4 protein-coding genes are annotated in these 2,612 nt (G+C 73.9%); all 4 read left to right on the top strand.

Annotated elements, in window-relative coordinates; genetic code table 11:
* A partial coding sequence (locus tag B7P34_RS35660; RefSeq protein WP_353620291.1) for an alpha/beta hydrolase family protein occupies positions 1 to 349 on the top strand: 349 nt, incomplete at its 5' end.
* 401 nt (positions 350 to 750) lie between these two features.
* Entirely contained in the window at positions 751 to 1,461 is a 711-nt protein-coding gene (locus tag B7P34_RS35655) for a sigma-70 family RNA polymerase sigma factor (protein WP_223268594.1), read from the top strand.
* A complete protein-coding gene (rsrA, locus tag B7P34_RS39880) occupies positions 1,458 to 1,874 on the top strand; it encodes a mycothiol system anti-sigma-R factor (RefSeq protein ID WP_106682253.1) in 417 nt (138 codons plus the stop codon). The genes B7P34_RS35655 and rsrA overlap by 4 nt, the downstream gene beginning before the upstream one ends.
* Positions 1,875 to 2,109: 235 nt before the next feature.
* Positions 2,110 to 2,612, top strand: a 503-nt coding sequence (locus B7P34_RS35645; RefSeq protein ID WP_223268593.1) for a hypothetical protein, incomplete at its 3' end; no start/stop codon positions are given.

The following is a 2,612-nucleotide window of genomic DNA, read 5'->3' as shown; positions in this document are numbered from 1 at the left end:
GGTCGTCGCCGGCGGCCGCAGCGCGGGTGCCCGGGTCGCCTGCCGCACGGCGGCCGGCCTCGGCGCCGCCGCCGTGCTGGCCCTGAGCTTCCCGCTGCACCCGCCGGGCAAGCCGGAGAAGTCCCGTGCGGACGAGCTGACCGGCGCCGGCCTGCCCACCCTGGTCGTCCAGGGCGCGAAGGACCCGTTCGGCCGCCCCGAGGAGTTCCCGTCCGGGACGCACCTGGTGCCCGTGCCGCACGGCGACCACGGCTTCGCCGTGCCGAAGAAGGCGGACGTCGGGCAGGAGGAGGCGCTGGCCGGGCTCACCGGGGCCGTCGCGGAGTGGCTGGCGGGCATCGGCCGCTGACGGCCGCCCGCGGCCCGGCTCGCCCCGCTCCCTCGCCCCGCGCCGCCACGCCCTCCGTGCGGAATTCCGCATTCCGAAAGAGCTGTTGAATTCCGGAGGATTCCGGGAATGCGGCGTGCCCGGGCGCTGTTGTGCCAGTCGTCATCAGCCACTGGCCCGACCGAGGAATGGGAGCTCGCCGCATGGGTTCGATCGCATGCCTGTCCCGCCCGCAGACCGCTGACCTGGGATGGTCCGCACTGCATGTGGCGCAGCCCGCCCCGTCTGGAGCGGCGGACGGGCGGGATCGTCGTCTATTCTCCGATTCGAGCGGGTCCGCATCCGGTCCTGCCGTCGTGTTGGAGGAGGTGGGTCCGGTCACTGGGGCCGACGAGGGGACCGAAGACACCGGAGCCACGGGCATGAGCGCCACCGAGAGCGCCGCGAACGGCGTCGCGCGCACCGCTGCGGAGAGTGCCGTGGAGGCCGCGGCCGAAGCGGCGGAGAGCGCTGCCGAGCGCAACGCCAGGTTCGAGCGGGACGCCCTCACCTTCCTCGACCAGATGTACTCCGCCGCCCTGCGGATGACGCGGAACCCCGCCGACGCGGAGGACCTGGTGCAGGAGACCTACGCCAAGGCGTACGCGTCCTTCCACCAGTTCCGGGACGGCACGAACCTCAAGGCGTGGCTGTACCGCATCCTGACCAACACCTTCATCAACTCCTACCGCAAGAAGCAGCGCGAGCCGCTGCGCAGCGCGTCGGAGGAGATCGAGGACTGGCAGCTGGCCCGCGCCGAGTCGCACATGTCGACCGGTCTGCGCTCCGCCGAGTCCCAGGCCCTGGACCACCTTCCGGACTCCGATGTCAAGGAGGCCCTCCAGGCCATCCCCGAGGAATTCCGGATAGCGGTCTACCTCGCGGACGTCGAGGGCTTTGCGTACAAGGAGATCGCGGACATCATGGGTACGCCCATCGGCACGGTCATGTCCCGGCTCCACCGGGGCCGCCGCCAGCTGCGCGGAATGCTGGAGGACTATGCCCGCGAGCGGGGACTGGTCCCCGCCGGGACGGCCCCTGCTGCGCCGAACGGCTCCGACGAGTCGCACAACCGGAAAGGCTCGGACTCATGAGCTGCGGAGACCCGCACGAGACGGACTGCTCCGAGGTTCTCGACCACCTCTACGAGTTCCTCGACCACGAGATGCCCGACGGGGACTGCGCCAAGTTCGAGGTGCACATCGACGAGTGCTCCCCGTGCCTGGAGAAGTACGGTCTGGAACAGGCCGTGAAGAAGCTGGTCAAGCGCTGCTGCGGCCATGACGACGTGCCGGCCGACCTGCGCTCGAAGGTGATGGGCCGGATCGAGCTCATCCGCGCCGGGCAGTCGGTGCCCGAGCAGGACGTGGTGGCCGAGGCCCGGGCGGCGGAGGCCGCCGCGCGCACGGCCAAGGGCGCGGAGAGCGCGCCGGGCGCCAAGAGCACCCGCAGCGCGTCGGGCGGCCCCGCGCGCCCGGGCCCGCTGGGCGCCACGACCCAGGAGTAGCCGGTCCCCGCGCCCGCGGCGCGGCGATCCTTCCCTTCCCTTCCCGTCCCGCCCTCGGCCTTATACGGCCGGGCCCGTGCATGCCGTCCGGCGGCGATAATCACCCGAAGGTGTGCATCTGGTCGGTTCGCGCGGGGCAATCCCTGAATGCGACGTTCCCCGGCTCCGCCGGACCCTATTCTCCCCTTCCTGACGGCAAGCATGTCGGCACCTCACGGGACGGGGAGGACGCACCATGGGGGCACTACCGGCGGCGGCGCGCCTGTGCGTGCTGTGCGCCGTCCTCGCCGCCGCCGCGTGCGCCGCCCCCGCCCTGCGGGCCGGACCGGGCGTCCCGTGGTGCGCCGTGGCGCTGCTGGCCGCGGTCTGCGCCGTCTGCGAGCGCCTGCCCCGCCGCACCCTGACCCTGCCCGTCCTGCTCGCCGGGGCGTTCCTGCTGCCGCCCGCCGCCGCGGGCCTCGTGGCCATCCCGGGCGCGCTCGTCGGCCGGGTCGAGCAGCGTCCCGCGTGGATCCGGCGGCTGTGGCACGCCGCCCAGCTCTCCCTGGCCTCCTGCGCCGCCTCCCACGTCTTCGCCCTCGCCGCCCCGGCCATGGCCACGGACGCCGGCCTGTCCCCGCTCGCCCCCGCGGACTTCCCCGCCGCCCTGCCGCCCGCCCTCGCCGCGGCCCTCGTCCTCTCCCTCGTGGCCGCCGCCCTCGACGGCGCCGTCCGCGTCGCCGCCGAGCGCCGCCGCCC

The organism is Streptosporangium nondiastaticum (genome assembly GCF_003011965.1).
Taxonomy (GTDB): Bacteria; Actinomycetota; Actinomycetes; order Streptomycetales; family Streptomycetaceae; genus Streptomyces; species Streptomyces nondiastaticus.
The sequence above is the reverse complement of the archived record's forward strand: the minus strand, read 5'-3'. Positions and strand labels throughout refer to the sequence as shown.

Coding starts and splice junctions, on each gene's coding strand:
- B7P34_RS35655 (WP_223268594.1), top strand. CDS start 751: ATGAGCGCCACCGAGAGCGCCGCGAACGGCGTCGCGCGCACCGCTGCG.
- rsrA (WP_106682253.1), top strand. CDS start 1,458: ATGAGCTGCGGAGACCCGCACGAGACGGACTGCTCCGAGGTTCTCGAC.